Below are 24,686 nucleotides of genomic sequence, written 5' to 3'. Positions count from 1 at the left end.
AATGCCTGTCGGTTCTGGTCGCCGGACCCTAAAGACGATGCCCGGATGTGTAAACCATCGCAACCGTGCATCGGCTGCCGCCTGATGCCCGAAATCAACCTCCAGTATGAGATGGTTCAAGCCTAAAGAAATTTGGGTCTTGACTGCCTATGCCTAATAATTGGGCTTGCGGGCGGGCCGTTCAAAAAATAGTATCGCCCTCAATTCCCGGGGGTGCCCCAGGGGAGCATCAACGCCGCTTTCGCAAAAGGACCCCGCCTCATGAAGGCCACTCGTTTCACCCAATTGGCAACCCTTGCTCTCCTGGCGACGCTCGGCGGCACGGCAACGGCAAGCGCCCAGTCGAAGACTCTCACTATTTCCTGGTGGGGCTATAACGGCGAGAAGATGACCGCCAACATCATCGATCCGTTCAAGAAGATCTGCGGCTGCGACATCGTTTTCGAAACCGGCAACAATGCCGACCGCCTCAACAAGCTGAAGCTGCGTGACGGCAAGGGCGTCGATGTCATCTACCTGACAGACAGCTTCTCGCAGCTCGGCATCGAGCAGGGCCTGTTCCAGCCGGTCGATCCCGCGAAGATCCCGAACCTCTCCGAAATCTACGAACTCGGCCGCGCGCCGCAGGGCAAATACGGCCCGGCCTATACGATCGGCCGTATCGGACTCGTCTACGACTCGGCCAAGGTGAACCCCCCGGTCACCTCCTGGAACGATCTGTGGCGCCCGGACCTGAAGAGCTCGGTTTCGCTTCCGGGCATCACCACCACCGCCGGCCCGATGGTCGTTGTGCAGGCCGGCAAGCATGCGGGCGTCGATCCTTATGCCAGCACCGATAAGGCCTTCGAAGCCGTCGAAGCCCTGAAGCCGAACGTCGTCAAGAACTACAATACCGGCTCCGAACTGGTGAATTTGATCTCGACCGGCGAAGTGCGCGTCGCAATCGGCCAGGACTTCACGCTCGCCTCCATGCAGGCGGCGGTGAAGACCATGACCTGGGCGAAGCTCAAGGATGGCGATATCGCCACGTTGAACACCGTCAACATCCCGAAGGGTTCGACAAATGTCGAACTGGCCCACCAGTTCATCAACTTCATCCTGTCGAAGGACGTGCAGCAGAAGGAAGCCGAACAGGGCGTCGATGCGCCGATCTCCACCAAGGTCCAGCTCACGCCGGACCAGGCGAAGATCTGGACCTACGGTGCCGATCAGGTTTCCAGCCTGAGCCGTGTCGACTACGCCAAGATGAACGCCGCCAAGACCGATTGGATCGACCGCTGGAACGAGGTTTTCGGCAAGTAATCCCGGATGTCGCCTGACCGGCCACATGGTTGAAATGCAAACGGAGCGCCGCTATCAACGCGGCGCTCCTGCCTTTGAGAGAGACTGTCGATGAACAAGTTTGCCAGATGGAGTTTGACGATGCCGGCGACGATCGCCGTCGTCCTGCTTCTGGTCATCCCCGTCGTTCTGACGATCGCCACCACCTTCGGCGAGGCGGGCGGGCCGTTCTCCACCTATGCGGCCTTCTTCAAGAGCGGCTTCCGCATGGCAGTCCTTTACCGCACCCTTCAGATCGCCCTGATCACTACTGGCATCTCGCTGGTCGTTGGTTTCATTACCGCCTATGTCATCGCCCAGATGCCGGGACGGTTGAAGAGCATCATGATCATCGCCGCAGTGTTTCCGCTGCTGACCGGCGTCGTCGTCCGCTCCTTCGCCTGGCTGATCATCCTCGGCAAGAACGGCATCATCAACAATGTCCTGATGTCGGTTGGGCTGATCGGCGAGCCCTTGTCGATGCTCTACACGCAAGGCTCCGTCATCGTCGCGATGGTCTATCTGTTCGTGCCGCTGATGATCCTGACGCTGGTCGGCGTGCTCGAGGGAATCCCGCGTGACCTGATCGAGGCGTCAGCGTCGCTCGGCGCCCGGCCGATCCCGACCTTCCTTCAGGTCATCCTGCCGCTTGCAGCCCCCGGTCTCATCGTCGGCGCGGTGCTGGTCTTTACCGGCAGCTTCACCTCCTATGCGACCCCCCAGCTCCTCGGGGGCGAAAAGCAGATGATGATGGGCACGTTCCTCTATCAGCGCGCCATGGTGACCTTCGATTGGGTCGGCGCCTCGACGATCGCCGCCATCATGGTGGTCATAACCATCGGCGTCGTGCTCATCATGAGCCGCATGGCACGCCGGCTCAACCCGATGGCGGTCTGATGGCGACGCGTATTCACCCCCTTCTTGGCGCTTTCGCCATTCTCGTCTTCTTCTTCCTGCTCGCGCCGCTGGTGATTATCGTCGGCGCGGCCCTCAGCGACACGACATTCCTGACCTTCCCGCCGCAGGGGCTGACGCTGCGCTGGTTCGCCAACATCTTCCAGATGGAGGCCTTCCGCCGCACGGCGATTACCAGCCTGCAGGTCGCCATCCTCGGTACCGGCCTGTCGCTGCTAATCGGCATTCCGGCTGCTTACGCGCTCAATCGTTATCGGGTCGAGCTGCCCCGCTGGCTCTCGACGCTGTTCGTGCTGCCGATCCTGGTGCCGGAAATCGTCTTCGGCTTCGCACTCCTTAAGTCGATCACGATCGGTCTCGGCCTGCCCGTGTTCGTCAGCCTCGTCGTTGGCCATGCGTTACTCATCCTGCCCTATTCGGTGCGGGTCGTCGGCGCCAGCCTCGCCTCGTTCGATTTCTCGATCGAGGAGGCCGCGAGAAGCCTCGGCTGCCCGCCGCTCAAAACCTTCATGACCGTGGTGCTGCCGAACATCCGCGCCGGCGTCATCGCCGCCTTCATCCTGGCCTTCATCACCTCCATCAACGACGTCTCGGTCTCGGTCTTCCTGACCGGACCCGGCATTTCGACGCTGCCGATCCAGATTCTCGCGCATATGGAGCAGTTCTTCGACCCGACGATCGCTTCCGTTTCCGTGCTTCTGATGCTGGTGACCGTCGGCGTCATGGCGATCGTCGAAGCGACGCTCGGCCTCACATTCCTCACCAAGTAGGTTCCCGTGACCGTATCTCTGACCATCGAAAACCTCTCCGCCCACTACGGAACCACCCAGGTTCTGAAAGACCTGTCGATTTCCGTTGCCGCCGGTGAACTGGTGTCGCTGCTCGGCTCCAGCGGCTGCGGCAAGACGACGACGCTGCGTCTGGTGGCGGGTTTCCTGCAGCCGACCAGCGGCCGGATCAGGCTCGGCGACCGCGATCTGACGACGCTCCCCGCTCATGCACGCGATATCGGCCTCGTCTTCCAGAACTACGCGCTTTTCCCGCACCTGAGCGTGCTCGACAACGTCGCCTTCGGCCTGAAGCAGCGTGGCCTTTCCAAACCGGACCGGGCCAGGCGGGCGATGGCGATGCTGGAGCGCGTCGGTCTCGCGCCGCTCGCCGACCGCCTGCCGGCAGCGCTGTCCGGCGGCCAGAAACAGCGCGTCGCGCTCGCCCGGGCTCTCGTCATCGAGCCGCCGCTTTTGATGTTCGACGAGCCGCTCTCCAACCTCGATGCCAAGCTCAGGATCGACATGCGCGTCGAGATCCGCCAGCTGCAGCGCGCCAACGGCACCACATCGCTCTACGTCACCCACGACCAGGAAGAAGCGTTTTCGATCTCCGATCGCGTCGCGATCATGAATGCCGGCCGCATCCTGCAGCTCGACACGCCTGAGGTGCTCTACCAGAAGCCGGCCAGCGCCTTCGTCGCCCGCTTCGTCGGCTTCGAAAACCTGATCCGCATGAAGGTCATTGAGCGCCAGTCGGCCATCGTCACCGCCGAGGCTGCAGGCGGCACGCGGCTTCATCTTTCCCAGGACCTGTTCGGCCCGATCAAGGACGATTTCATCCTGGCCTGCCGCGCCGATGGGCTTGCGGTCCGCCGCGAGGGCGAAGGCATTCCGGCGGTGCTCGGGACGCGCACCTATCTCGGTCGTGCCTATCAATACAAATGCGAAACCGCTGCCGGCGAAATCACCGCCAATGGGCCGCTTTCCGACCCGTTGGATGCTGGCGCAAGGGCGGTCCTCGCGCCGCTGCCGGAACAGTGCTGCATCCTCGATCCGGAAGACTGAGCCGGTAATAGCATAAGCATGAAGCCGTTTGGGCGGGGCGTTGACGCAGGTCAAACCCCCGGCGCGGTCCGTATGTCAGCACATCATGGTCACAATCCTTCAACCGGCAGCGCATTTGCGCTGTGAGGCCAAAGACCATGAATTACGTCTCAGAAACACTCTGGCTGGCAATCGGCACCTTCCTGGCGTTGCTCGCCGCCGCTTATACCCATGACAGCCTGTTTGCAGCCCATATGTGGGTTCTGTTCTTCGTGCTGCTGATCAGCACGGTCGTTTTGACGCGCAGGATTTCCTTCGCGCCGCGGGCGTCTGCGATAAGCCTGCCGTCAAAATCCGAATATTTCGACGAGGTGGTGAAATACGGCACCATCGCCACGGTTTTCTGGGGTGTCGTCGGTTTTCTGGTCGGCGTCGTCATCGCCCTCCAACTTGCCTTTCCGGACCTGAACATCGAACCCTGGTTCAATTTCGGCCGCCTGCGGCCGCTGCACACATCCGGTGTCGTCTTCGCCTTTGGCGGCAATGCGCTGATCGCCACGTCCCTCTTCGTGGTCCAGCGCACCTGTCGGGCCCGCCTTTTCGGCGGCAATCTCGCCTGGTATGTGTTCTGGGGCTATCAGCTCTTCATCGTCATGGCCGCGACCGGCTATCTGCTCGGCATCACGCAGGGTCGAGAGTATGCCGAACCGGAATGGTATGTGGACCTCTTCCTGACCGTCGTCTGGGTCGCTTATCTCGTCGTTTTCCTCGGCACGATCCTGAAGCGCAAGGAGCCGCATATCTACGTGGCCAACTGGTTCTATCTCGCCTTCATCGTGACGATCGCCATGCTGCATGTGGTGAATAACCTCGCGGTCCCGGTCTCCTTCCTCGGCGTGAAGAGCTATTCGGCCTTTTCGGGCGTGCAGGATGCGCTGACCCAGTGGTGGTACGGGCATAACGCGGTCGGGTTCTTCCTGACCGCGGGTTTCCTCGGCATGATGTATTATTTCGTGCCGAAGCAGGTCAATCGTCCGGTCTATTCCTACCGGCTGTCGATCATCCACTTCTGGGCGCTGATCTTCCTCTATATTTGGGCGGGCCCGCACCACCTGCATTACACCGCGCTGCCCGACTGGGCGCAGACGCTCGGCATGGTCTTCTCGATCATGCTCTGGATGCCCTCCTGGGGCGGTATGATCAACGGCCTGATGACGCTCTCGGGCGCCTGGGACAAGATCCGCACCGACCCGATCGTCCGCATGATGATCATCGCCATCGCCTTCTATGGCATGTCGACCTTCGAGGGTCCGATGATGTCGATCAAGGCCGTCAATTCGCTCAGCCACTATACGGACTGGACGATCGGCCACGTGCATTCCGGCGCACTCGGCTGGGTCGGCATGATCACCTTCGGCGCCGTCTATTACATGACGCCCAAGCTCTGGAACCGCGAGCGTCTCTATAGCCTCGACCTCGTCAACTGGCACTTCTGGCTCGCCACCCTCGGCATCGTCGTCTACGCCGCCGTCATGTGGGTCGCGGGCGTGCAACAGGGCCTGATGTGGCGCGAATACGACAGCCAGGGCTTCCTCGTCTATTCCTTCGCGGAAACCGTCGCGGCCATGTTCCCCTACTACCTGCTGCGTGCGGTCGGCGGCGCCATGTATCTCGCTGGTGGGCTCATCATGGCCTTCAACGTCACCATGACCATCCTCGGTTACCAGCGGCAGGAGAGGGTTCGGGGCGGTGTCTCCCCCGCCGCTCTCCAGCCGGCCGAATAAGGAGGGATACCCATGTCCATTCTCGACAAACATTACTTCATCGAACGCAATGCGACCCTGCTTCTGGTTGGCTCGCTGCTCGTCGTCTCGATCGGCGGCATCGTGGAAATCGCACCGCTCTTCTATCTCGAAAACACCATCGAGAAGGTGGAAGGCATGCGGCCCTATTCGCCGCTCGAGCTGGCCGGGCGTGACATCTACATCCGCGAAGGCTGTTATGTCTGCCATAGCCAGATGATCCGCCCCTTCCGCGACGAGGTGGAGCGTTACGGTCACTACAGTCTGGCGGCCGAATCCATGTACGACCACCCGTTCCAGTGGGGATCGAAACGCACGGGGCCCGACCTTGCCCGCGTCGGCGACCGCTATTCGAACGAATGGCACGTGCAGCATCTGACCGAACCGCGCGACGTCGTTCCGGAATCGGTGATGCCGAGCTATTCCTTCCTCAAGACGACGCCCCTCAAGATCGCTGACGTTTCCATGGATCTGAGGGCGAACCGCGCCGTCGGCGTCCCCTATTCGGACGAGATGATCGCGAGCGCCAAGGCGGATCTGTCCGCCCAGGCGGATCCGAATGCCGACACGTCCGGTCTGCTTGCCCGCTATCCCAAGGCCAAGGTCGGCGATTTCGACGGCAACGCCCAGAGCCTCACCGAAATGGACGCGCTGGTCGCCTATCTGCAGATGCTCGGCACGCTGGTCGATTTCTCGACCTATGACGATGCCGCCGGCTACCGCTGAAGGGACAGGATGATGGAATTCTACACGGCCATGCGCCATTTCGCCGATAGCTGGGGTCTACTCGCCATGACCCTGTTCTTCCTCGGCGTTCTCGTCTTCACCTTGCGCCCCGGCGGAAAAGCCTCTGCAGACGAGGCCGCGCGAATCCCTCTGAAGGAGGATTGAATATGGCGGAAAAACATATCGACGAATTGAGCGGCATCGAGACCACCGGCCACGAGTGGGACGGCATCCGCGAGCTCAACAACCCGCTGCCGCGCTGGTGGCTCTGGACCTTCTACGCCTGTATCCTGTGGGCGATCGGTTATGCGATCGCCTATCCGTCCATTCCTCTCCTCACCAATGCGACAAAAGGCCTGCTCGGATATTCGAGCCGCGCCGAGTTTGCCGCCGATCTCGATGGTGCGAAGATCGCCCAGGGCGGCATCCTCGAGAAGATCTCGACCTCTTCGCTGGAAAACATCGTCGCCGATCCGCAGCTCAACCAGTTCGCAACGGCGGGCGGCGCCGCGGCTTTCCGCGTCAACTGCACCCCGTGTCACGGCACGGGTGCGACCGGCGGACGGGGTTATCCCAACCTCAACGATGACGACTGGCTTTGGGGCGGTGATATCAACGCCCTTTACCAGACGATCGCCCATGGCATCCGTGATCCTGCCGACGGGGAGACCCGCATCTCCGAAATGCCGGCCTTTACCGACATGCTGAAGCAGGACGAGGTGCGTCAGGTCGCCGCCTACGTGGTGAGCCTTACCGGAACCCCGCGCGATCCATCGATGGTCGAGCCCGGAAAACAGCTCTTTGCCGACAATTGTGTCGCGTGCCACGGCGAAAAGGCCGAGGGCAAACGGGACCTCGGCGCGCCGAGCCTTGCCGACGCCATCTGGCTGAAGGTTCACGGCGAAGCGGAGATTGCCAGACAGATCCAGGCCCCGAAACACGGCGTCATGCCGGCCTGGCAAGGCCGCCTCGGCGACGTGGCCGTCAAGCAGCTCACTGTCTACATCCACTCGCTCGGCGGCGGGGAGTAAGAATAAACGGTTGCTCCGTTCGATCTGACGAACGGCCGCCTGTCTATCATCAGCGGGCGGCCGTTTCATCACATCAGCGCGGTTGACTTGCGTCAAGGAGTGGCCGTCGCCGAGATGAGAAAACATGGACCAAAGGAACTGGTCCCATGAATCTCTATACGTCCCCCGCGCTTGGCCCCGGCGACGCCTCCGTCGAACGGATCGATGTCCAGCCCGTGCATTCGCCGAGCAACCCGCTTTACGAGAAGCGCAAGAAGATATTCCCAAAACGCGCCGAAGGGCGCTTCCGCCGCTTCAAGTGGTTGGTGATGCTGATAACCCTCGGCATCTATTACCTCACTCCCTGGATCCGCTGGGACCGCGGTCCCTTCGCACCCGATCAGGCGGTACTCGTCGATCTTGCGAGCCGTCGCTTCTATTTCTTCTTCATCGAAATCTGGCCGCAGGAGTTCTTCTTCGTCGCAGGACTTCTGGTCATGGCCGGTTTCGGCCTTTTCCTGGTGACGTCGGCTGTCGGTCGCGCCTGGTGCGGTTATACCTGTCCGCAGACGGTCTGGGTCGATCTTTTCCTGGTCGTCGAGCGGTTCTTCGAGGGCGACCGCAATGCCCGCATCAAGCTCGACGCCGCGCCGTGGAGCCTCGACAAGCTCTGGAAGCGCGTCGCCAAACACGCCACATGGCTGGCGATCGCAGTGGCGACCGGCGGCGCCTGGATTTTCTATTTTGCCGATGCGCCCTCGCTCGCCTTCGATTTCGTCACTGGTCAGGCGGCGCTGGTCGCCTATTCGACCGTGGCCACCCTCGCGGCCACGACCTACGTGCTCGGCGGACTGCTACGCGAACAGGTCTGCATCTACATGTGCCCCTGGCCGCGTATCCAGGCCGCCATGCTGGACGAGAGCTCGCTGGTCGTCACCTATAACGACTGGCGCGGCGAGCCGCGCAGCCGGCATACCAAGAAGGCGGCGGCAGCCGCGCAGCCGGTCGGCGATTGCGTCGACTGCAATGCCTGCGTGGCGGTCTGTCCCATGGGAATCGACATTCGCGAGGGGCAGCAGCTGGCCTGCATCACCTGCGCGCTCTGCATCGATGCCTGCGACGGCGTGATGGACAAGATCGGCAAGCCGCGCGGCCTGATCGCATATGCGACACTCGACGAATACGACGCCAACATGGCGCTTGCGACAAACGGCAGCACGACGGCGATCGACCCGGTACGGGTGCGCAATCCGGACGGTTCCTTCATCGACAAGATCCGCCACTTCGACTGGAGGGTGATCTTCAGGCTCCGCACGCTGATCTATTTCGGCGTCTGGTCGGCCGTCGGTCTCGGCCTCGTTTTCGCGCTGCTGTCGCGCGACCGGCTGGAGGTCAACGTGCTGCATGATCGCAACCCGCAATTCGTGCTGGAATCGGACGGTTCCATCCGCAACGGCTACACGATCCGGCTGCTCAACATGATCCCGGAGCCGCGCACGATCCTGGTTTCGATGGAAGGCTTGCCCGAAGCGACGATGAAAATTTCCGGCATCACGGATGTTCCGGGTCGTCTTTTCGCGGTGCAGGTGGAGCCCGACAAGACGCTCGCCCTGAAAGTCTTCGTGACCCTGCCCAAGGGTGCAGTTTCCGCCGAGGCCGCCGATTTCCACTTCATCGCCGAAGATCGGTCGAGCCACGAAAAGGACAGCTATTCAGCGGTCTTCAACACGCCGGGAGCCAGAAAATGAGCACGACGAAAATGGATACGATCCCAGCAAAACCTTTCGTCTTCACCGGCTGGCATATGCTCGGTGTGCTGGTGCTCTTTTTCGGCACCATCATCTCGGTCAATTTCTACATGGCCTATAACGCGGTCACCAGCTGGAGCGGACTGGTGGCGGAAAATACCTATGTCGCCAGCCAGCAGTTCAATGGCAAGGCAGCCGAGGCGCGGACGCTGACGGCGACCGGCGTCACCGGCCGCATCACCATCGACGGCTCCGACGTCCGTTACGAGGTCTTCCACCCGAAGAACGGGCCGGTCGCGGCCGATACGCTGACGCTCAAGTTCAAGCGGCCGGTCGGCGAACACCAGGATTTTGAACTCGACCTCGTTCCCGTCGCCAAGGGTGTCTTCGCCGCCACCCATGAAATCCTGCCCGGCCATTGGATCGTCGATGCGAGCGCCATCAGGAACGGCAAGCGCATCCTGCATCAGGCCGAGCGGATCGCGGTTTTGAGGAGAGCGGAATGAGCTGCTGCGCGCCCGGAGCCGAAGGATATTCGGGTCATTCGCTTCCGTCCTCCGAGGAATTGACGCTGTCCAGCCGGATGATCGGCCCCGGCCTGCGCCAGACCGATCTCAGCGTTCCACAGGTCCATTGCGGCACCTGCATCGCGACGATCGAAAAGGCGCTCAATGCCTTGCCGTCGGTGGAGCGGGCGCGGGTCAATCTTTCCACCAAGCGCGTTTCGATCGTCTGGCGGGAGAAGGCCGGAGACGACGCCACGGATCCGGTCGAGCTGATCAGGGCGATCGTCGACGCGACAGGCTACGACGCGCATCTTTTCTCGAATGCCGAGGAGGTTGGCGAAAAACTGCAGCGCGATCTGATTCGCGCCGTCGCCCTTTGCGGCTTCGCGGCAGCGAACATCATGCTGCTCTCGGTCTCCGTATGGTCGGGCGCTGATGCCTCGACCCGCGACATGTTCCATTGGATATCGGCGTTTATTGCCGCGCCGGCGCTGATCTATGGCGGTCGCTTCTTTTATCAATCCGCCTGGAATGCGCTCAGCCGCGGCCGCACCAATATGGACGTGCCGATCGCGCTCGCCATCACGCTCTCTTACGCGGTGTCGCTCTGGGAAACCATGCATCACGGCGAACAGGCCTGGTTCGATGCCACCGTCTCACTCTTGTTCTTCCTGCTGATCGGCCGCACGCTCGACCATGTCATGCGCGACCGTGCCCGCGCCGCGATCAGCGGTCTTGCGCGCCTGTCGCCTCGCGGCGCCACGATCATCGGTCCGGACGGCTCGCGTGAGTATCGCCCCGTGGACGAAATCCGGCCGGGCGACCGGGTGGCGATTGCTGCCGGTGAGCGGGTGCCGGTGGATGGGTTCGTGGAGAGCGGCGCAAGCGACATCGACGTCTCGATCGTCAACGGCGAAAGCGCTCCAAGGCCGGTCCATGTCGGGGATATGATACAGGCAGGAACGCTCAGCCTCACCGGCTCGCTGGTGCTGAAGGCGACGGCTGCCGCGAAGGATTCTTTCCTGTCCGAAGTCATTTCGCTGATGGAGGCAGCCGAGGGTGGACGGGCGCGCTACCGTCGGATCGCCGATCGGGCGGCGCAATATTACTCTCCGGCCGTCCATCTTCTGGCGCTCACCGCCTTTCTCGCCTGGGGCTTCATCGGCGGCGACTGGAAACACGCCATGCTGGTCGCCATCGCCGTGCTGATCATCACCTGCCCCTGCGCGCTCGGCCTTGCGGTGCCGGTGGTGCAGGTGGTTGCGGCTGGCCGGCTGTTCCGGAACGGCATCATGGTCAAGGATGGTTCGGCCATGGAACGGCTTGCCGAAATCGACACGGTGCTCTTCGACAAGACCGGCACACTGACCCTCGGCCGGCCGCGGCTGCTGGATGTCGAGCGGTTCGACAGGAAGCAGCTTGCCCTGGCCGCCGGCCTCGCCGTCCATTCGCGCCACCCTCTTTCGCAGACGCTGGCGGCGGCGGTATCCGGCCCGGTCACGGTTTTCGAAACGGTCACCGAAATTCCCGGTCGGGGCCTGGAAGCGGTGACGCCGGCAGGCGTCTATCGCCTCGGCAACCGACGCTTCGCCCTGTCGGTGCCGGATGACGGAAGCCCGGGCAATACGGTGACTGAAACGGTTCTCTCGCTCGACGCTGAGGAAATCGCCACCTTCCGCTTCGACGATTCGCTTCGCCCCGGTGTCCTGGCCGTCACGGCATCCCTTGCGGCCAGCGGCTTTGAGACGGGCATTCTGTCCGGCGACCGGCGGCGGGTGGTTGCCGATCTCGCCATCCGCCTCGGCCTCGAACACTGGCAGGCGGAGCTTTCGCCGAGACAGAAGGCGGAGTTCTGCGCCTCGTTCGAGGCAAGCGGTCATAAGGTGCTGATGGTCGGCGACGGCATCAATGATGCACCGGCGCTCGCCGCCGCGCATGTCTCGATCGCACCGGCGACGGCGGCGGATGTCGGCCGTCAGGCCGCCGACTTCGTATTCATGCACGACAGCCTCGAAGCAGTGCCTCTGGCGATCGATATTTCGCGGCGCGCTGGCCGGCTGATCCGCGAGAATTTCGCGCTCGCCATCGGCTACAATGTCATCGCCGTGCCGATCGCGCTGGCCGGTTATGCGACGCCTCTGATTGCCGCCGTTGCCATGTCCACATCCTCGATCATCGTCGTCGCCAATGCCCTGCGGCTCAGTGGATCGCGAAGCGCCGCCGAGGCCGATGCGGCGGAGAGCAACAATGAAGCAAAAATTCCTCCCGGTAAGGCCCGCATCGCATGAACATGCTGATCTATCTCATCCCGATTGCGCTTTTCCTCGGCGGTCTTGGCCTCTTCGCCTTTCTCTGGTCGCTGAAGAGTGGCCAATATGACGACCTCGAAGGCGCCTCCTGGCGTGTGCTGCAGGACGATCCGCCGGAATGAATCAGGAGTATTGGACAAACGCAGGCTTCGACGCGGGTGCCGTCAGCCACTCAGGCATTTCTCGAGCGATTGTAAAAAGGCTGCAGACGCAGCCTTTTGAAGTCTACTCAGTCCAGCAGTTCCCGAAGCCGCACCGCGAGCTCCCTTGCGGTATACGGCTTCTTTAGCCAGCTACCGGATTGGGCGAGCTCGCGCCCGGCGATCGCCGGCTCGGCGTAGCCGGAGGTGAACAGCACTTTCATGCCGGGCCGTCTTGCGCGCACTTCAGCCGCCAGCTCGTCGCCCGTCATGCCGCCTGGCATCACGATATCCGTGAAAAGAAGGTGGATGCCGTCGTGCAGGCCGAGCTGGTCCAGCGCTTCCTGGCCGTTCGAGGCCTCGATGACGCCGTAACCGAGCTGCGTCAGCCGCGACACGGCGATGCGCCGGACCCGCGGGTCGTCCTCGACGACGAGGATCTTTTCGTTGCCGCCGGGAATGGAGGCTTGCTTCGAGCCAGCCTCGACGGCAAGCGCACCCGCCGCCTCCGCCTTGTGCGCCACCGGCAGGAAAATTCTGACGCTCGTGCCCTGTCCCGGCTCGCTGTAGAGCTGGATGTGCCCGCCGGATTGCTTGGCGAAGCCATAAACCATGCTGAGGCCGAGGCCTGTTCCGGCGCCCAGGCCTTTTGTGGTGAAGAATGGCTCGAAAGCCTTGTCCTTGACGTCGGGAGGCATGCCGATGCCCGTGTCGGTAACGGAAATCAGCACGAAATCGCCAGTACGGACATCGGGATACATCTGCGCATAGTCGACATCCAGCCTGACGCGGGAGATCTCGATCGAGAGCTTGCCGCCACGCGGCATCGCGTCCCGGGCATTGAGCGTCAGGTTGAGAAGCGCGTTCTGGAGCTGCGATGCATCGACCAGCGCTTCGTTGGAAACGCCGGTCACAGTGGTGCGAAGCTCGATCGTTTCGCCGAGCGTTCGCCTGAGAAGTTCCGAGAAGCCGGACACGAGGTTGCCGACATCCGCAAGCTTCGGATTGAGTGGCTGGCGCCGTCCGAAGGCGAGAAGCTGGCCCGTCAATTTGGCGCCGTCTTCCGCGGCCCCCTGGGCCTCATGCAGCAGTTCGAGCAGTCCCGCATCCGCGAGCTTGTTCTCCATCATTTCGAGATTGCCGCTGATGACGGTGAGAAGATTGTTGAAATCGTGCGCCAGGCCGCCGGTCAGCTGACCGATCGCTTCCATCTTCTGGGCCTGGCGCAGCTCTTCCTCGATCTTGTGACGGCTGGTCAGGTCGCGGACGAAGCCGGTAAAAATGCGTTTGCCGTTGGTGACGGCCTCGCCGACTGAAAGCTCCATTGGAAATGTGCTCTTGTCCTTGCGCTGCCCGGTCACGACGCGGCCGTAACCGATGATCCGGCGTTCGCCGGTGTTGAGATAGCGCGAGATATATCCGTCATGGGCTTCTCGGTCGGGCGATGGCATCAGCATCTTCACATTCTGCCCGCAGACTTCGTCGGACGAGTAGCCGAACAGCTGTTCGGCAGCGGTGCTGAAGGACGAAATGCAGCCGACCTCGTCGATGACGATCATCGATTCCGGAACCGTGTCCAGAATGGAGCGCAGATGCGCTTCGCGTTCAGCAAGATCGTTCTGCACCCTTTTCATCTCGGTGATATCGTTGTTCGTTTGAATGATGATCGAAGGCCCGTCGCTCGATGGATTGACGCCCACCCAGCGGGTCGCCACGAAGACCATGCGGCCGTTCTTGTGCCGATGGACGACCTCGCCTTGCCAGGCATGATAGGTCTGGACGTGACGACGGATCTCGTCGAGCGGCTGGGGAAACTGCGTCGCCAGAAGATCGTGGACGACCTTTCCGAGAGCCTCCTCCCGGCGCCAGCCGTAAAGCTGCTCGCTGCCGCTCGTCCAGCGGCTGATGATGCCGTCCACGCCATGGACGATGAGATTGGCATCGTCGAGAAGAAGAGTGACGGCATCGAGCTGGCTTTCCGTCGTGGCTTCGGGTCCTGTATTGCCGATCATGTCTCTTCCGTTTAATGGCGCCGTCGCTCGCCGAGAGCGATCAGGTCGCGCCGCATGTCTCCACAGTCATCGTCGTCTCCGGCAAGTTGCGCAAGCATTCCCGGCCGTTCGATTCTTATGGAATGACGGGCGGCCGGGTCCAGAACATTCAGCACGCCCTTGCCGATGAGCCTGGTGATAGTACGCGAAACCGTTTCGATCGTCAGGCCGAGATAGTCGGCCATGTCCTGCCGGCTCATGGAGAGCTCGACGATCGGTTGCGCATTGCCTTCGGCCATCGCACGTTTCAGGTATTTCAGCAGGAACGTGCAGATCCGTTCCTCCGCGCTCTTGCTCGACAAGAGCACCATCTGGTCCTGGGCTGCGGCCATTTCGTCGCAGACCCGAGCAAAGACTTTGGGTCTCAGGCTCTCGGAATTGATGATCGCCGCTTCGAACTGTCGGCGCGACAGCCGACGGACTTTCGCCGTCGTGATGGCCTCTGCGGTATAGATATAATTGTCCCGGAGCGAAACGCCGATCATATCGCCGGCGTGCAGAAATCCGGTAATCACCCGCCGTCCTTCCGAAATGATCCGGAAAACCCGCAAATTCCCTTCGATGACTTCGAAAATATGCCTGGCCTCGTCACCTTCGAAAAAGAGGGGCTGGCCGGCCGCGAGATATTCGACAGGCTGCTTTGCAAACAGCGAATGCAGGCAGTCCGGCTCGTCTAGCGGTCTTGCTGCTGCCGAGTTGAAGGTCTTCGCATTATCCGTGACAAACATGAAACTGCCCCTATCCGTTTGGTTGAGGCAGTTGACCGAATCCCGGTAACGCGCGAATGCTAGTCGTGTGAAAGACGGTTCTAATTGGTAACAATCTGTAACACGCCGGTTCCCTGTTGATGTCATCCCCCGCCAGTTCCGCAAATATCCTCGTCGTCGACGACGACCCTCGAATCCGTCAGATGCTGACGCGATATTTCGAGGGCGAGGGGTATGCCGTCAGCGCGGTGTCCGACGGGCAGGAAATGCGCGTTCAGCTGAAAAGGCAGGAGATCGACATCATCCTTCTCGACCTCTCGCTTCCCGGTGGCCAGGACGGCTTCGATCTTGCTCGGGAAATCCGGATGCAATCGGACATTCCGATCATGATGCTGACCGGCCGCGACGACGTGGTCGACCGGATCATCGGCATCGAGATCGGTGCTGATGATTACATCGCAAAACCGTTTCACCTGCGCGAAGTGCATGCGCGGCTGAAATCGATCCTCAGGCGGCGCCAGCCGGCTCAGCCGAAGCTGGAGGAGAACGAGGAGAAGATCGTCCGTTTCGAAGGATGGACGCTCAATCTTTCCAGACGCCAGCTGCTGTCTGCAGGAGATGGCGAAGTCGAACTGACAACCGGCGAATTCGACATGCTGGCGGCTTTCGTCCAGCACGCCGGCCGCGTGCTGACGCGCGATTTCCTGATGGATACGACAAGGGGACGGCAGCTCGACGCCTTCGACCGCACGATCGACGCCCAGATCGTCCGGTTGCGCCGCAAGATCGAGGCGGATGCCAAACATCCCCAGCTGATCAAGGCCGTCCGCGGCGTCGGTTACATTTTCACCGGCAAGCTTGGTTGATCAGACGACGCGTTGCCGGTCTGCAGCCGGAAGCCCGGCGAGCGCTCTTTCCCTGATCTCGTCCGCATCGGAACCCTGCAGCGGAACCGGGCCTGGAGGCAGACCTTGGTCCACCGGCCTGCCGACGGAAATCGGCAGCAGTTCAAGTCTCTCGCACGTACCGTCATCGGCAAGCGTCAGCCGGATTGCGGCGCTGCGCCAGACATCGACACCTTTTTGGTCATAGGTCGCCGGCCGCCGCGTATGGAAAACGAAGTTGCCGAGACCGGCGATGATCGCTCGCCCACGATGAAAGGTGATCGGCTGCATGACCGGTGCGCCGGTGCCGAGAACCAGGTCCGCGCCGCTGTCGATCAGGCCGCGGCACAGATCGAGCAGCCACTCGGGCGTCGTTTTCCAGTTCGCATCCCAATGATGGCCGTGGATCGCAACCGCGACCAGGTCGCCGATCGCCTTCGCCGCATCGACGCCGTCGACGAGCCGCTGCATGTCCTTTTCGTCGGCAGTCCAGCGGGCGCCGATCGCATCGCCGGCAACGACGGGCGTACCGAAGACGTCCAGCTCCGGGCGTTCGCCGAGGTCATAACCGACCGCAGCACGCGCCGCGCCGCGCTTGTCGTCACCGAGCGTCCCGACGATCCGTTTGAGCGTCTCGAATTCCGCAGGCGGCGCGGTTACCGTCCGCCTCATCCGCAAGGGTGTTATGCCGCTGCGATCGACCGAGGCGTAGTTGATGTCCGGCTGAGGTCCGAGATCGACGGAGAAGATAGCGAGCGATCTATGAGGTCCCGGGACGATCGCCGGCGCTGCGGCTTGCTCGATATCCGACCCGCTGCCGGCAAGCTTCAGCCCGGCCGCTTCCACGGCGGCGCGCGTCGATGCGATGCCCGGCGGGCCGAGGTCGAAGGCGTGGTTGTTGGCATGCGTCACCGCATGAAAGCCAAGTTCCCGCACCGAGACGAGAGCATCCGCCGAGGCCAGATGCAGCGTTTTCGTCTTGGTCGGCCATGCCCCTGCCGTCTCCACCGTCGCTTCGAGATTGCCGAAGGCCACATCCGCCTCGAGGAAATCCCGAACCTCGGCCTGCCCCTCGCCACAGAGGTCGAGGGGGCCGTGGATCAGGATTTGGCCGGTAACGGCGACGGTCAGCATGGCCTAGTTCATTTCGCGATGGGCTTCAGCCCCACCATTGCCGCTCCACCGACGATCGGCAGGCGGATGGCAGATGCACGCGTACCATCGCAGAAAACTGTGTTGCGGGCCACTTGGCTTGTGCGCCCCCGGCCCTCCGGCGCATAGCTATTTGGATTTATATCGTACTTCGGGAAGTTGGATGATGAGATATCAACCCTGATGCGGTGGCCCTTGGCGAACAGGTTGGCGGTCGCGAATGGTTCGATCGTCACCTTGAACACCTCGCCCTTGACGATCGGTTCAGGCTTTTCGAAGGAATTGCGGTAGCGGCAGCGGATAATCCCGTCGGTGATATTGAGCGCGTAACCGGTCGGATAATCCTTGCTCGGCGGGTAGACGTCGACGAGTTTCGCGGTGAAATCGGTGTCCGGTGCATCGGACGAGACGTAGAGCTCGACCGTGATCGGCCCGACCACGGCGACATCTTTGGCGAGCGGCTCTGTCTCGAAGGAGAGCACGTCGGCACGCGCCGAAAGTGGCAGGCCCGGATGTTTCGAGCCGTAGAATTTCTCTCCCTCGCGCTGGTCGAAACCGCCGCCTTCGAAAATCGGCTGGCCGCTTGTCAGCGATCCGCCGATGGTCGGAACCGGGTTCTTAGGGTCGAAATCGTAGGTGAAGGGCGCGGCACTCGTTTTCGGCTTGTCGGTCGAAAGCGAACCGTTCTCATGGATGTAATAGTTGCGGAATTCCGTTCCAGGCAGCGGCCAGTCGCTTGCTTCGATCCAGCGTCCGCCATGATCCAGGCGCCCATCCGGATTGCGCATGCCGGACCCGCCGCCCATTACGAAGGCGCGCACCACCGGTTCCTGAGCAACCGTATTGTCCCTGGCCTTCAGCCAATGGTCAAACCAGTTGCGGCGGAAGGATAGCCAGCTTTCCACGACGTTCCCGCCGAGCGGCGCAGTCGGCCCGAAAGATGTATCGCCGGCGAGCGTCGTGTTGCGGTTGCCGTGCAGCCACGGTCCCATGATCAGCTGTAGCGGTCGGCTGTCCTTGCCGGAAAGGCCGCGATAATTGTCGAGCGTCGACTTCACATAGGCGTCGTACCAGCTCGACATCAGCACGATGGGCACTTCCGGAAAAGTCTCGTAGAAACCTTCCATGTAAAGCCCGACACGGCGCCAGTTTTCGTCGAACGTGCCGCTGCGCCATTGGTCGAGCAGGTAGCTTTCGTATTCCGGCATCCAGCGCACCGGAGAATTGCCTTCGCTCCAGGGCATGACGTTGAACCATGCGTGAAGATCCTCCGCTTCGATCGCCGCACGGGCAAATTCATTGCCCTCGCCGATCGCCTGGTTGTAGGCCCAGGTCGCCTGCTTCAGCTCGAATGCGCCGCCCTGGCGGATGCCGCATTGATAGGCGTTGGAAAAACCGCCCGAATCCATGACCATGCAGGCGAGCCCCGGAGGGTTGAGGCAGGCGAGCGCGGCTTGCGTATGTGCCGCATAGGAAAGCCCCATTGTGCCGAACTGGCCGTTCGACCAGGCCTGTTCCACCAGCCAGCGGGCGGTATCGTAGCCGTCCGCGGCTTCTGAAATGTATTTGCTGAATTCGCCCTCGGAATTGTAGCGGCCGCGGCAATCCTGGTAGATCACGGCATATCCGGCCCGGACGAAATAGCTTGCAACCTCATGGCGCTTCATCGGCTCGGTCATGCCCACCTCGATCTCGGATCGCGAGCGTTCCGCCTTGCCGTAGGGCGTGCGTTCCATGATCGCCGGAAGCCGGCCTTTGATCGCCTTGCCGTCCTTGGCCGGTCGGTAGACGTCGGTCGCGAGCTTTATGCCGTCGCGCATCGTCACCATCACATCGCGTTCGACGATCACGTCGTCAGCAATCACCTCGAAGCGCGATGGCGTCAGGGTATCCATGTCCATATCCTCAAAATTGGCAAATCAATACCCGGGCCGGCCCCACCACACGTCAGGCCGGCCCAGGATGCTGCGGCTCCTGAAAAAGGGGCCGCAGCAAAGACCAGGCCTACTTGGCGATGCCGGCAAGCGTCGCGCTGGTGTCTTCCGTCATGTTGGCGACATAGGAGACGTTCGCCTTGCCGGCCCAGTGAACCTTCTGCCAGTAGAGCGGGATGACCGGAACGTCGGCGAACACCATCTTGGTCGCCTTCTGCAGCAGCTCCACGCGCTTCTTGACGTCGAATTCGGCGGTGGCGGCACGCATCGCATCGTCAAAGGCCGGGTTCGAATATTTCGTCCGGTTGAACGAGCCGGTACCGGCATCCTTGTTGGCCGTCATCAGCAGGTTGCGAAGACCGGTTGCCGAGGTCGGCGTAGAGTTGCCGAGCGAGAAGATGAAAGCGGAGAATTCGCCGGCCCCGGCGCCCTTGGTGTAAACGTTATAGGGCTGGGCGACGACGCCGTTCACCTTCAGGCCACCGCGCGCAAACATCTGGCCGAGGGCCTGTGCCACTTCCGAATCGCCCGGGAAGCGGTCGTTGGAGGTGTGGATGGTGATGCCGAAACCGTCCTTGTAGCCGGCTTCCGCCAGCAGTTTCTTGGCGTCCTCGGCGTTCATGGCCGTGGCCGTGATCGACGGATCGTTGCCGGCGACGCCGTTTGGCACCAGCTGGCCAGCGGCTTCCGCCGAGCCGTCGAGAATGCGGTCGATGATCAGCTGGCGGTTGACCAGTTCCGAGAGCGCCTGGCGGATCTTGGCGTCCTTCAGCGGGTTCTTGTCGAGCGGCTTACCCTCCTTGTCGGTGATGAAGGGGCTCTTGTCGCGGGCGCTGTCGAGCGCAAGGTAGATCATGCGGGCCGAGGCGATCGAGAAGACCTTGAGGCCGGAGATTCCCTGGAGGGTCTTCACATCGCCCGGCGGCACGGCGTCGATCAGATCGACGGCGCCGGAGCGAAGCGCGGCGACGCGCGATGCATCGTTGGAGATGAACTTTATCGTGACGTTTTCGAAATCCTGTTTCTTGCCCCAGAAGGCATCGTTGCGGGTGAGCTGCAGGTTATCGCCCGGGGTCCAGGACTTGAATTTATAGGCGCCGGTGCCGATCGCCGCCTTGCCGCTGTTGAAGTCTTCGATCGAGGCGCCTTCCGCGACCTTCTTCTCGACGATGTAGACGAAACCGACCTGTTCGATGAAATCGGGCGTCGGCTTCTTGGTCTTGAATTCGACAGTCAGGTTGTCGATCGCCTTCATGCTGTCGATCGCCCCGACATTGCCGGAAAACGGCGCGGGGCTGTTCGGGATGTCTTTGGCGCGGGTGAGCGAGAAGATCACGTCCTCCGATGTCAACGGGTTGCCGTCATGGAATTTGACACCGTCGCGCAGTTTGATCTGCCAGGTCAGCGGATCGGTATTGGTCCAGGAGACGGCAAGCGCCGGCTCGACATTGATTGCCGGGTCGGTCTGCACCAGGCGGTCGAAGACCTGCATGGCAATGTTCTGGTTGTTGCCGGTGCGCGAAAACTGCGGATCGATCGCCGAGGGCTCGGTGGCGCTGCCGAGTATCAGATTCGCGGCCTGAGCCGAGCTCAGCGCGAGGACCGAGGCCGCAACCCCGGCCAGGAAAAATTTCATCGGTTTCATTATGTTCGTTCCCTTCCTTTTTAGATGACCGGTTCGGCCGTCGCATGTGTTGCCTGATGGGCGGCAAGATCGTTCAGGTGGCAGGCGCTGACATGGCCTGCGGCGTTTTCCTTCAAGACCGGCCGTTCAACGCGGCAGCGGTCGAAAGCCATTGGACAGCGGGGATGGAAATGACATCCCGGTGGCGGATGGAGCGGCGAGGGGATCTCGCCCTTGATCGGCGTGAACACCCGGCGGCGGTCGCTGACCGACGGCAGTTCGCGGATCAGCGCCTGGGTATAGGGATGTTTCGGATTGTCGAAGAGCTCGTCCGGCGTGGCGCTTTCCACCACGCGGCCGAGATACATGACGACCACCCGATCGCAGATGTGTTTCACGACGCCGAGGTCGTGGCTGATGAACAGATAGGTCAGCCCGAACTCCCGTTTCAGGTCCATGAACAGGTTGAGGATCTGCGCCTGGATAGACACGTCGAGCGCGGCGACCGATTCGTCGCAGACGAGCAGTTTGGGCTTTACCGCCAGCGCCCGGGCAATGCCGATGCGCTGCCGCTGGCCGCCGGAAAACTGGTGCGGGAAACGGTCGAGATAGGACGGATCGAGACCGACCCGCTCCGCGAGCGCGGCGACGTAGTCGCGCATCTCCCGGCCCTTGACGATGCCGTGCACTTTCGGCGCCTCGCCGATCAGGTCGATCACCCGCTTGCGCGGATTGAGTGTCGACATCGGGTCCTGGAAGATCATCTGGGCGGAGAGCCGCATGGCGCGTTTGTCCTCGCCCTGCAGCGATGTCAGCGGCCGGCCTTTCCAGCGTACCTCGCCGCCGCTCGCCGGCATGATGCCGGCCATCACCCGCCCGAGCGTCGACTTCCCGCAACCGGACTCACCGACGAGACCGACCACCTCGCCCGGATAGACGGCGAGATCGACCTCGTCGACCGCATGTACGGTCTTTTCCTCGAGACCCGCACCGAACAGGTTGGCGATCTTCTCCGCATAATCGAGCTTGCGGGAAAAACGCCGGCTGACGTCCACGGCTTCTATGAGCGGTACGGTTTCCACGAGCGGGTTTGTCATGCGGCGCTCCAGAGATGGGGGTGGAAACAGCGGAACTCGCGATCGGCGGCGATTTCCAGCATAGGCTCAGTGGCGCAGACATCGGTGGCCCGGGCGCAGCGGTCGCGGAAGGCGCAGCCGGAAGGGCGCGACAGCGGCGAGGGCGCGAAACCGGGGATCGGTCGGAGCGGTTCGCCGCGCGGCACCGCTGCAGGCACGGCGCTGAGCAGGCCGGACGTGTAGGGATGGCGTGGCGCGGTGAGCACCCCATCGACCTGTCCCGCCTCGACGATGCGGCCCGCATACATGACCATGATCCGGTCCGCGAGCGCCGCGACGACGCCGAGATCGTGGCTGATCCAGATCAGCGCCATGCCGAACTCACCGGCCAGCCGTTTGATCTCGAACAGGATCTGCGACTGGATCGTCACGTCGAGCGCCGTCGTTGGTTCGTCGGCGATGATCAGGTCCGGCCGGTGCAGCAGTGCGATGGCGATCGCCACGCGCTGGCGCATGCCGCCGGAGAACTGGTGCGGATAGGAATCCAGCCGCTCCTCCGGCGAAGGGATGCCAACCAGCCCAAGCGCATCGCGTGACCGGGCGCGGGCTTCTGCGCGCGAAACCCGGTCATGCGCCTGCACGGTCTCGATCATCTGGGTGGCGACCGAGAGAACCGGGTTCAGCGTCATCATCGGATCCTGGAAGATCATCGCGATGCGTTTGCCACGGATGGCCCGCATCGCTGTCGGCGATTTCGTCAGCAGGTCTTCGCCGTTGAACAGGATCTGGCCGCTCACCACCCGGCCGGGCGGATCGACGAGGCCGAGAATCGAGAAGCCGGTGATCGATTTGCCGGAGCCGGATTCGCCGACAAGCCCGACGATCTCCCGCTGACCGACCGTGAAGCTCACGTCGTCGACGGCCTTCAGCACGCCGCGACGGGTCATGAAATGGGTGGAAAGGTTCTTGACTTCGAGGACGGGTGTCATCGCGCTCACCTTTCGCCAAGTCGGGGATTGAGGACTTCGCGCAACCGGTCGCCGACGATGTTGATCGAGAACACCAGCACGAGCAGCAGCACGCCAGGATAGACGCTGATCCAGTATTCGCCGGACATCAGAAGCTGGTAGCCGTTGGCGATCAGCAGCCCGAGCGACGGTTCGGTGATCGGCAGGCCGATGCCGAGGAAGGAGAGCGTCGCCTCTGCCGAAATGGCGTTCGCCACCTGCAGCATGCCGATGACGATCAGCGGCGGCAAGCAGTTGGGCAGGATATGGCCGATCAAGATGCGCGGGGTGCCGATGCCGAGTGTCACCGCGGCCTCGACATAGTCCTTGTTCTTCTCGACAAGCGCCGCACTCCTGACGGCGCGGGCAAATGTCGCCCATTGCACCAGGATCAGCGCGAAGATGACCTTCCAGAGGCCCTGGCCGAGAAGTGCCAGCAGCATCAGGGCCACGAGAATGGTCGGAAAGCCGAGCATCAGATCGACGACGCGCATGATCAGCGTGTCGATGCGCCCGCCGAAATAAGCGGCGATCAGGCCAAGCACCGTGCCGACGATCAAGGCCACGAGACCGGAAAAAACACCGACGCCGAGGCTGGTGCGCAGGCCGTAGATCATCGCCGAGAACATGTCGCGGCCCTGGCCGTCGGTGCCGAGCCAGTAGTTCATGCCGTCCATGCTCTGCGAGCCGGGCGGCAGCTTGGAATCGAGGATGTCCAGCACCGCGAGATCGAACGGGTTCTGGGGCGTCAGATAAGGTCCGATGACTGCGGCAAACAGGAGGATGATGCAGACGATGGCGGCAACGACCGCCTTCGGACTGCGGCCGATGCCGGTAAATAGTCTGCCGAGCAGCATGTCTTCAGCAAAAAGGGCGCGAACGGTCATTGGGCACCTCCCAGCCGGACGCGGGGATCGACCAGCGAATAGAGCACGTCGACCACGAAATTGATGAAGATGAACAGGCTGACGATGACCAGCAGATAGGCGACCACGACAGGTCGGTCGAGCCGCATGATGCTGTCGATCAAAAGCTTGCCGATGCCCGGCCAGGCGAAGATCGTCTCCGTCACCACCGCGAAGGCGAGCATGCTGCCGAGTTCCAGGCCGATCACGGTGATCAGCGGGATCAGGATGTTCTTGAACACATGCACGAAGACGATGCGCCGTTCGGAAATGCCCTTGGCGCGCGCGAACTTGACGAAATCGAGCGGCATGGTTTCGCGCACCCCGGTGCGGGTGAGGCGGATGACTAGAGAGAGTTTGAACAGCGACAGATTGATTGCCGGCAGGATGAGATGCGTCAGGCCGTCCAGCGTGAAGAGGCTTGAATGGAGCCCAAGAAATTCGCCCATCTGGCCGCGTCCGGTAGAGGGCAGCCAGCCGAGCCAGACGGAGAAGATCATGATCAGCATCATGCCCTGCCAGAAGCTCGGCAACGAGAAGCCGAAGATCGAGCCGGTCATGATCACTTCGTCGGTGGCGCTGTTCGGCTTCAGGCCGGACAGCAGGCCGAGCGGAATGCCGAGCAGCAGCGCGAAGACGAGGCCGGTCAGCGTCAGCTCCAGCGTCGCCGGCAGGCGCTCGAAGATCAGGCTGATGGACGGACGGTTGAAGACGAAGGAACGGCCGAGATCCCCATGCAGCGCATTCCATGCGAAGGTGAAGAACTGTTCCCAGAGCGGCTTGTCGAGGCCGAGCGAGGCGACCACCTGGGCGCGTTCCGCAGGGCTGGCATCCGGAGCGATCAGCATTTCGGCTGGGTCGCCGATCGCGTAGATGCCGATGAAGACGATGACCGCGGTCACGATGAGGACGGCGATGCTCTGCAGGAAGCGGCGAATGACGAAAACCGTCATAGCATGCGCTCCCGCTTATCCTTCGTCCCGCAGGGACAGAGAATTTTCATGAAAGACGTTCCCTTTTCTCTTTGTTGACGCAGACGATAGCGGTCCGGGAAGG

22 protein-coding genes are annotated in these 24,686 nt (G+C 62.1%); 13 read left to right on the top strand and 9 right to left on the bottom strand.

Going from position 1 to position 24,686, the window contains the following annotated elements; genetic code table 11:
- Positions 1 to 261 precede the first annotated feature (261 nt).
- From AC1DLT_RS28360 to ccoS, 12 genes are all read left to right on the top strand, one after another.
- Positions 262 to 1,302 (top strand): ABC transporter substrate-binding protein, encoded by a 1,041-nt coding sequence (locus AC1DLT_RS28360; protein ID WP_038591776.1) that lies wholly within the window; start codon positions 262 to 264, stop codon positions 1,300 to 1,302.
- 90 nt (positions 1,303 to 1,392) lie between these two features.
- Positions 1,393 to 2,217 carry an ABC transporter permease gene (locus AC1DLT_RS28355; RefSeq protein WP_477488948.1) on the top strand — a complete coding sequence of 275 codons (825 nt, stop codon included), beginning with the start codon at positions 1,393 to 1,395 and terminating at the stop codon, positions 2,215 to 2,217.
- Entirely contained in the window at positions 2,214 to 3,005 is a 792-nt protein-coding gene (locus AC1DLT_RS28350; RefSeq protein WP_477488972.1) for an ABC transporter permease, read from the top strand. The genes AC1DLT_RS28355 and AC1DLT_RS28350 overlap by 4 nt, the downstream gene beginning before the upstream one ends.
- A gap of 6 nt (positions 3,006 to 3,011) precedes the next feature.
- Positions 3,012 to 4,070 (top strand): ABC transporter ATP-binding protein, encoded by a 1,059-nt coding sequence (locus AC1DLT_RS28345; RefSeq protein WP_477488947.1) that lies wholly within the window; start codon positions 3,012 to 3,014, stop codon positions 4,068 to 4,070.
- 137 nt (positions 4,071 to 4,207) lie between these two features.
- Entirely contained in the window at positions 4,208 to 5,833 is a 1,626-nt protein-coding gene (gene ccoN / locus AC1DLT_RS28340; RefSeq protein WP_247137839.1) for a cytochrome-c oxidase, cbb3-type subunit I, read from the top strand.
- A gap of 12 nt (positions 5,834 to 5,845) precedes the next feature.
- Complete coding sequence (gene ccoO, locus AC1DLT_RS28335; protein WP_477488946.1) at positions 5,846 to 6,577, top strand: cytochrome-c oxidase, cbb3-type subunit II; 732 nt, start codon at positions 5,846 to 5,848, stop codon at positions 6,575 to 6,577.
- Positions 6,578 to 6,589: 12 nt separating this feature from the next.
- A complete protein-coding gene (locus AC1DLT_RS28330; protein ID WP_038549889.1) occupies positions 6,590 to 6,742 on the top strand; it encodes a CcoQ/FixQ family Cbb3-type cytochrome c oxidase assembly chaperone in 153 nt (50 codons plus the stop codon).
- Between the two features lie 2 nt (positions 6,743 to 6,744).
- A complete protein-coding gene (ccoP, locus tag AC1DLT_RS28325; RefSeq protein WP_477488945.1) occupies positions 6,745 to 7,608 on the top strand; it encodes a cytochrome-c oxidase, cbb3-type subunit III in 864 nt (287 codons plus the stop codon).
- A 146-nt stretch (positions 7,609 to 7,754) separates the two neighbouring features.
- Positions 7,755 to 9,335, top strand: a complete 1,581-nt coding sequence (gene ccoG / locus AC1DLT_RS28320; RefSeq protein WP_477488944.1) for a cytochrome c oxidase accessory protein CcoG — start codon at positions 7,755 to 7,757, stop codon at positions 9,333 to 9,335.
- The gene (locus AC1DLT_RS28315) at positions 9,332 to 9,841 is read left to right on the top strand and encodes a FixH family protein (protein ID WP_051899915.1); all 510 of its coding nucleotides are present in this window, start codon (positions 9,332 to 9,334) and stop codon (positions 9,839 to 9,841) included. Before ccoG ends, AC1DLT_RS28315 begins: the two co-directional genes overlap by 4 nt.
- The gene (locus AC1DLT_RS28310; protein ID WP_477488943.1) at positions 9,838 to 12,129 is read left to right on the top strand and encodes a cation-translocating P-type ATPase; all 2,292 of its coding nucleotides are present in this window, start codon (positions 9,838 to 9,840) and stop codon (positions 12,127 to 12,129) included. The genes AC1DLT_RS28315 and AC1DLT_RS28310 overlap by 4 nt, the downstream gene beginning before the upstream one ends.
- The gene (gene ccoS, locus AC1DLT_RS28305) at positions 12,126 to 12,272 is read left to right on the top strand and encodes a cbb3-type cytochrome oxidase assembly protein CcoS (RefSeq protein WP_007757373.1); all 147 of its coding nucleotides are present in this window, start codon (positions 12,126 to 12,128) and stop codon (positions 12,270 to 12,272) included. Before AC1DLT_RS28310 ends, ccoS begins: the two co-directional genes overlap by 4 nt.
- A gap of 107 nt (positions 12,273 to 12,379) precedes the next feature.
- On the opposite strand, the gene AC1DLT_RS28300 is transcribed toward ccoS, so the two are convergent.
- Entirely contained in the window at positions 12,380 to 14,302 is a 1,923-nt protein-coding gene (locus tag AC1DLT_RS28300; protein WP_477488942.1) for a hybrid sensor histidine kinase/response regulator, read from the bottom strand.
- Between the two features lie 11 nt (positions 14,303 to 14,313).
- A complete protein-coding gene (locus AC1DLT_RS28295) occupies positions 14,314 to 15,069 on the bottom strand; it encodes a cyclic nucleotide-binding domain-containing protein (protein ID WP_247031813.1) in 756 nt (251 codons plus the stop codon).
- Between the two features lie 119 nt (positions 15,070 to 15,188).
- On the opposite strand from AC1DLT_RS28295, the gene AC1DLT_RS28290 reads away from it, so the two are divergent.
- Entirely contained in the window at positions 15,189 to 15,914 is a 726-nt protein-coding gene (locus AC1DLT_RS28290; RefSeq protein WP_477488941.1) for a response regulator, read from the top strand.
- Here the strand turns inward: AC1DLT_RS28290 and AC1DLT_RS28285 are convergent, their stop codons facing one another.
- From AC1DLT_RS28285 to AC1DLT_RS28255, 7 genes are all read right to left on the bottom strand, one after another.
- Positions 15,915 to 17,066 (bottom strand): CapA family protein, encoded by a 1,152-nt coding sequence (locus AC1DLT_RS28285; RefSeq protein WP_477488940.1) that lies wholly within the window; start codon positions 17,064 to 17,066, stop codon positions 15,915 to 15,917.
- Positions 17,067 to 17,074: 8 nt separating this feature from the next.
- The gene (locus tag AC1DLT_RS28280) at positions 17,075 to 18,979 is read right to left on the bottom strand and encodes a CocE/NonD family hydrolase (protein ID WP_477488939.1); all 1,905 of its coding nucleotides are present in this window, start codon (positions 18,977 to 18,979) and stop codon (positions 17,075 to 17,077) included.
- Between the two features lie 109 nt (positions 18,980 to 19,088).
- On the bottom strand, positions 19,089 to 20,663 hold the full coding sequence (locus tag AC1DLT_RS28275) for an ABC transporter substrate-binding protein (RefSeq protein WP_477488938.1): 1,575 nt from the start codon (positions 20,661 to 20,663) through the stop codon (positions 19,089 to 19,091).
- Between the two features lie 20 nt (positions 20,664 to 20,683).
- Positions 20,684 to 21,739, bottom strand: coding sequence for an ABC transporter ATP-binding protein (locus tag AC1DLT_RS28270; protein ID WP_477488937.1), 1,056 nt, complete (start codon positions 21,737 to 21,739; stop codon positions 20,684 to 20,686).
- Positions 21,736 to 22,707, bottom strand: coding sequence for an ABC transporter ATP-binding protein (locus AC1DLT_RS28265; protein WP_247031825.1), 972 nt, complete (start codon positions 22,705 to 22,707; stop codon positions 21,736 to 21,738). The genes AC1DLT_RS28270 and AC1DLT_RS28265 overlap by 4 nt, the downstream gene beginning before the upstream one ends.
- Positions 22,708 to 22,712: 5 nt before the next feature.
- Positions 22,713 to 23,612, bottom strand: a complete 900-nt coding sequence (locus AC1DLT_RS28260) for an ABC transporter permease (RefSeq protein WP_038591825.1) — start codon at positions 23,610 to 23,612, stop codon at positions 22,713 to 22,715.
- On the bottom strand, positions 23,609 to 24,583 hold the full coding sequence (locus tag AC1DLT_RS28255) for an ABC transporter permease (protein ID WP_038591829.1): 975 nt from the start codon (positions 24,581 to 24,583) through the stop codon (positions 23,609 to 23,611). The genes AC1DLT_RS28260 and AC1DLT_RS28255 overlap by 4 nt, the downstream gene beginning before the upstream one ends.
- Positions 24,584 to 24,686: the final 103 nt, after the last annotated feature.

It is taken from the genome of Neorhizobium sp. 05N33 (genome assembly GCF_056397445.1).
This window is presented reverse-complemented; position numbering and strand designations above follow the sequence as displayed.